Source organism: Collinsella aerofaciens (assembly GCF_028209885.1).
Lineage (GTDB): Bacteria > Actinomycetota > Coriobacteriia > Coriobacteriales > Coriobacteriaceae > Collinsella > Collinsella aerofaciens_BA.
Window position 1 is genome coordinate 1 of sequence record NZ_JAQLEM010000059.1, and the last position, 5,751, is coordinate 5,751.

The 5,751-nt window shown below is 63.0% G+C and carries 5 protein-coding genes; 1 reads left to right on the plus strand and 4 read right to left on the minus strand.

The window, feature by feature from the left end; genetic code table 11:
* Nucleotides 1-303: 303 nt before the first annotated feature.
* The 3 genes from PMX21_RS09800 to PMX21_RS09810 form a co-directional block, all read right to left on the minus strand.
* Entirely contained in the window at nt 304-1,704 is a 1,401-nt protein-coding gene (locus PMX21_RS09800; RefSeq protein WP_271748110.1) for a phosphoglucomutase/phosphomannomutase family protein, read from the minus strand.
* A gap of 158 nt (nt 1,705-1,862) precedes the next feature.
* Complete coding sequence (locus tag PMX21_RS09805; RefSeq protein WP_117821432.1) at nt 1,863-2,756, minus strand: homocysteine S-methyltransferase family protein; 894 nt, start codon at nt 2,754-2,756, stop codon at nt 1,863-1,865.
* A 10-nt stretch (nt 2,757-2,766) separates the two neighbouring features.
* A complete protein-coding gene (locus PMX21_RS09810) occupies nt 2,767-3,189 on the minus strand; it encodes a metal-dependent transcriptional regulator (RefSeq protein ID WP_040359600.1) in 423 nt (140 codons plus the stop codon).
* Nucleotides 3,190-3,309: 120 nt separating this feature from the next.
* Between PMX21_RS09810 and pepT the strand changes: the two genes are divergently transcribed.
* On the plus strand, nt 3,310-4,557 hold the full coding sequence (gene pepT / locus PMX21_RS09815) for a peptidase T (RefSeq protein WP_271759271.1): 1,248 nt from the start codon (nt 3,310-3,312) through the stop codon (nt 4,555-4,557).
* 119 nt (nt 4,558-4,676) lie between these two features.
* Here pepT and PMX21_RS09820 read toward each other — a convergent pair.
* The coding region (locus PMX21_RS09820; protein WP_271759272.1) for an IS110 family RNA-guided transposase at nt 4,677-5,751 on the minus strand (1,075 nt) is incomplete at its 5' end.

Here is a 5,751-nt window from a genome sequence, read left to right on the forward strand (position 1 = left end):
GCCTCTCGGCGGCCTTGCGAAAAACAAATCCAAGTTAGACCATTTCAAATGGTTCGATGTCTGCCCGGATGCGACACAACTGGTGTGTCCATCCTCGCAGTATCCGGTTCTCAAGGTGCACGCCTGCGCTGGTTCCCGGTCCGACCGGGCCGCGCGGCAAGGAGATATATTGCCAGACCGGAGGGGCCCCGGGGGCGGGAATCTGGACGTACACATTTCCTACACATCTTGGGATCCGACTAACGTTTGCCAGCCGTTACCTACCGCTCGCCGAGCATCTCTTTATATAAGGCAGTCTCATGGTTAAAGCGGATACGTCCCCCTAGCTAAAGCACAGCCAGCATCGAGCAACTCATCACGTTCTTCCACCGAGAACCCCTCGGCGTAGACGCGCACCACCGGTTCGGTCCCGCTAGGACGGACCAGCAGCCACGTGTCATCCTCGAATGCCAAACGCAAGCCATCCATATGGCTAACGTTTTGCGGCACCTTGCCACAAATCGACTTGGGGTTTACGCCCGGCAGCAGGGTTCGTAACGTTTCGGCATCTTCGGCCTCAAGGCGTAAATCGCGTCGACCGTAACTCGTCTTACCAAAACTGTCCTCGAGTTGGTCGACCAGAACGCCCAAAGGCGCGTCCGTCTTTGCCATAAGCTCACACAGAATCAGACAGGCGAGGATTCCATCGCGCTCGGGCATATGCGCGGCAATGCCGATACCACCGGCTTCTTCGCCGCCTATGAGGACGCCGCCCTTCTTCATCTCCGCCGCTATATATTTGAAACCGACCGGTTTGACGGTCACGCGGCAGCCAAGCGCCTCGGCAATGCGACGCACGAGCGTCGAGCACGAAAGATTGACGACGACGCGCCCCTCCAAATTACGAAATTGAACCAAGTCGCCCAAAACGAGCGCCATGATCTGATGCGGATGTATATATCTGCCGCGCTCGTCAACCGCGCCGATGCGGTCGGCGTCGCCGTCGGTCACCAGGCCAGCGCAAGCTCCGTCCTCGATAACCGTGCGCTCGCAAGCGTCCACCCAAGGCTCAACGGGGTCGGGGCAGATATCTTCTTGGTCAGACGCCTGCCCGGCGTGAATCTCGTGCACCTCAACGCCAAGCTCGCGCAGCAAGTCGGCTAGATAGCCCTGGGCTGCGCCGCCCATGGGATCGACGACCACGCGCAGGTGCGCGGCGCGGATGGCTTCGGCATCGACAAACGATGCCACCGCCTGCATATAGTCAGGAATAATATCCGCGGTGCGATATTGCCCTTCGATCCCCATTGGCTCGGGAGCCATGGTCTCTTCGAGCTCTTCGATGACATCCTGGTTGGCGGTCGAGCCGTCACCCATGCGAATCTTGAGGCACAGATAACCCTGCGGATGATGGGACCCCGTCACCATGAGCGCGCCGCACGCCTCACCGTCATAAGCCGCCGCCCACGTAAGGGCAGGGGTCGGAACAGGTCGCGAAGCGAGCACGGCGTCCAGCCCGTGCGCTGCTAGCACGCCCGCCGCAAGCTCAGCGAACTCGCTCGCGAGGGGCCGGGTGTCGAACCCTATATATACCGTTTTGCCCGGATTGGTCTTTTGCCACAACTCGCCGACGGCATCGGCGATACGGGCAACGTTATCGGCAGTAAAGTCCTCATCGACGCGAGCGCGCCAACCGTCAGTTCCAAAATGAATTATCGCGCACACGCGCAGACACCTCACAGTGTTTGGATCATGGTACGCATGGGGTATACCCGCAACATGCACTCGGCAACCTGCCGGCACCAGCATTCACCATTTGGGCAAATGCTGCCGAGGACATGCAGGCAATAAAAAAACCGCCCCGTATGGAGCGGTTTTACCCTTTATATATCGAGCGCCTCGGCCATCGCTGCCGTAGTGATTGCCGTGGTTCCACAACAACTGCCCACCATTGCGGCGCCGGCATGTCTCCATTCGATGCATGCGCGCGCGAAAGCTTCGGGGTTCTCGTGCCATACGGGGCCATCCTGAGTCTGGACCGGATCGCCCACGTTGGGACGCACCGTGACGGGAGTAGTCGCCGATGCAACCATCCTGGGCACCGCCGCGTTCGCGGCCGCAAGCGAACAGCAATTAACACCAACCGAGTTTGCGCCGTGTTTTTCGGCGTACAAAACGGCTGCCTCGATGTTGAGGCCATCGCCCAACAGGTCGCCTTTATCGTCAACGACAAAACTCACCAGAACAGGCATGCCGTCGGCGGCATCTCGAGCGCCGGCAAGCATGGGCTGCAAATTACGGATAGACGTCACCGTCTCGATCAGCAGACCGTCAACGCCGGCATTGAGCAAGGCGTGCGCCTGTTCGCGCGCAATGCCTCGGATTTCACGATACTCGGCAGAGTCCTCGGCAAACCACTCAATACCGATCGGGCCCATCGAGCCCAGCAGCAGCTGAGGGTGCGCCTGGCGGGCATCGTCGACGGCCCCGCGATTGACCTCCGCCACGGACGGCGCAATCTGGTCGTGTTTGAGGGCATAGCTTGATGCCTGAAAGGTGTTGGTAATGAGCACCTGCGCGCCGGCGGCGACATACAAGCGATGGATACGAGAAACGGTCTGCGGCTCTGCCAGATTCCAAAACGCCGGTGGAATGTCGGCGGCATCGTACTCACTCAACAGAACACTGCCCATGGGGCCCTGCGCCAACAAGGTCTCGCTCGACAAGCGGCGCGCAAGTTCCTCGGCACCAAAGCGGTTGTAATAACTCGTATCCATATATATCCCGCTATTCCTCGACGCTGATTCCCTGCTTTTCGAGATAGGCGAGCCAGCGGCTCATCGTGTCCTCGGATAGCGCATGCTCCATCATGCAGGCCTCGGAATCGGCTCGCTCAAATTCGACACCGAGCTCCTGAACCAAAAACGTGCGGATGAGGCGATGACGGTACCAGATAGCCGTGCCAACCTCGCGGCCGCGATCGGTCAGGATTACCTTGCCGTAGTGCGATTGCTCGACAAGCTCGGATGCCTTGAGCGCCGAAACCGCTTTATTGACCGATGCCTTGGAGACGCCAAGGCGCTGCGCGATGTCGACCGATCGCACACCGTTGGTTTCCCCCTCTTCGCTTTCAATGCGAACCATGCACTCCAAGTAGTCTTCGTTCGCCACCGTCAGATGCAGTTCGCGCGAGCTATTTGTCGTATCCATGATCTTCCGTCCCTTCTGCATTCAATGGCTGATTCTACCCCATCCAAGCGTCGTGGTATGCCGTGGCATACCGTGCTAGAGTTCTTGTTGCACACGACGACCAAGATTGGAGCGGTCTTTATGGAAAACACCACCACGAGCCCCGATGTCCTCGAGCGCTTTTTGCGCTACGTCCAGATCAACACGCAGTCCGAGGATGCAAACTGTGACCAGGTACCCTCGAGCGCCGTTCAGTTTGACCTTGCCAACGTGCTGGCTGAAGAGCTGCGCGAGCTTGGTGCGGAAGATGCCCACGTGACCGAGCACGCCTATGTCTGCGCGCATATCCCCGCAAGTGCGGGCGCTGAGGACAAGCCCGCCCTGGGCCTGATCGCCCATCTCGACACCACCGAAGTTGCACCGGGCGCCGGCGTGAAGCCGCATATCGTACACTACGAAGGCGGCGACCTGGTCTGCGGCACGGTTGACGGTAAGCCCGTTGCCATGGGTACCGCCAAGCTTCCCGCCCTGACTGACCTCGCGGGTGAGGACCTGGTCTGCAGCGATGGCACCACGCTGCTGGGCGCGGACGACAAGGCAGGCGTCGCCGAGATCATGTCGCTTGTCGCGCGTATCGCTCAGGACCCTTCTCTGCCCCATCCCGCACTCGGCATTTGCTTCTGCCCTGACGAGGAGATCGGCCACGGAGCCGAGCTGTTGGATATCGATGCCTTTGGCTGCAAGTACGCCTACACGGTCGACGGCGGCCCCATCGGCGAGCTGGAGTGGGAGTGCTTTAACGCCGCCGAGGCGACCGTCCGCTTTGAGGGCCAGTCCATCCACCCGGGCGACGCCAAGGGCCGTATGGTCAACGCAGGCAATCTGTTCTGCGACTTCAACGCGTTGCTCCCCTACGCGCAGCGCCCGGAGTATACGGAAGGCTACGAGGGCTTTTATCACCTTGAGGGTGTATCTGCGACCGTCGATCACGCCACAGCGCGCTATATCGTCCGCGACCATGACGCCGCCAAGTTCCAGCAGAAACTCGACCTTATTGATGCCGCCGCCTCGATGCTCAACCAGCGTCTGGGTGAGGAGCGCGTGACGGTCGAGATTAAGCAGCAGTATCGAAATATGGCCGAGATCGTTCGCGACTATCCCGAGCTTATTGATGTTGCCAAGGAAGCCTACCTTGCCTGCGGCGTTGAGCCCCAAGTGCTGCCGATTCGTGGCGGCACCGACGGCGCGCAGCTGTCGTTCCGCGGTCTGCCCTGCCCCAACCTTTCCACCGGCGGCTATTGCTACCACGGCGTCAACGAGTTCGTCCCGGTCAGTTCGCTCGTCAAGATGACCGACGTGCTCCAGGAGCTCGTCGCCCGCTTTGCATAAGGAACTCGAACAATCCAGGTAAGCAAAACCGCCCCGTCCTCAAAACCGAGAACGGGGCGGTTTTTGGTGCAAGGGGAAATAGAAGTTGGGTGTTCCTATAGTTTTGTCAACCGTCGGGGCTACTCCCGGTAGGGCACCCGGTCGCGCATCACGGCGTATATCGCCCTGAGCCGCTTCCTCGCGACGGCCTTGAGCGCCCGCCCGTGCCCCATGCCCCGCGCCCTGCAGGCCCGGTAGTACTCGCCGTAGCGCCCCGAGGACCTCACCAGGCTGTTGCACGAGAAGATCAGCAGGGACTTGAGCCTCGCGTCGCCGCGCCTGGACGCCCTGACCGACCTCACCGACGTGCCGGAGCTCCTCACCCTCGGGGCTATGCCGCAGTACGAGGCCAGGTGGTCGTGGTCCGGGAACCTCCCGATGTCGACCGACACCGCGAGCTGCGCCGCGGTCCTCGGGCCGATGCCGGGCACGGTGAGCAGGCACGCGTAGGTCTCGTCGCCCTCGAGCAGCGCCGCCGTCTCGGCCTCGAGGGCCCCGGCCTCGTCGAGGGCCTCCGATATCCGGGCGGCCAGGAACCTGACCTGCCTGTTCTCGGCCTCGACGAGCGCCGGCGGGGGCGCGGTGGAGGCGGCCGCGGCCTCCCCGGCGGCCTCGGCCCGCGGGCCCTCGGCCCCGGAGCGGGCGATCCCCCACGCCCCGCCGAACCCGGCGAGCAGCTCCAGCCACCGCCGGTCCGACAGGTCGACCGCGGCCTCGAGGGCCGGGCAGGACTCGAGCAGCACCGCGCGCAGGCGGTTCTTGTCCCTGGTCGCGCAGGCGACGACGTGGTCGCGCTGCGACGAGAGGGCGCGGGCGGCCTCGAGGACCTCGCCGCGGCCCGGGACCCCCGACAGGGAGTCCGGCACGCCCAGGGCGGTCCGCGCGATCACCGCGGCGTCGCGCTCGTCGGTCTTGGCCTCGCCGGCGAACAGGCCCGCGGCGCGGCTGGCGGCGAGCCCGGGCAGGTGGGCGACCCCGAGCCCCGCGGCGCGGGCCCGCCTCACGGCGAGGGACCCTATGTTGCGGAACTGGTCGACGACGACGAGCGTGCCGGCGGGCGCGGAGGCGAACAGCGCGTCGAGCTCGGCCTCCCTGTTGCGGACGGGGGCGCTGGCCAGCACCTCCCCGTCGCGGTCGATCAGGCAGGCCCAGTGC

What these genes read in the sequence shown, in the direction of transcription:
- PMX21_RS09805 (WP_117821432.1), bottom strand. Translation starts at nt 2,756, where the DNA reads ATGGATACGAGTTATTACAACCGCTTTGGTGCCGAGGAACTTGCGCGC.
- pepT (WP_271759271.1), top strand. Translation starts at nt 3,310, where the DNA reads ATGGAAAACACCACCACGAGCCCCGATGTCCTCGAGCGCTTTTTGCGC.
- PMX21_RS09810 (WP_040359600.1), bottom strand. Translation starts at nt 3,189, where the DNA reads ATGGATACGACAAATAGCTCGCGCGAACTGCATCTGACGGTGGCGAAC.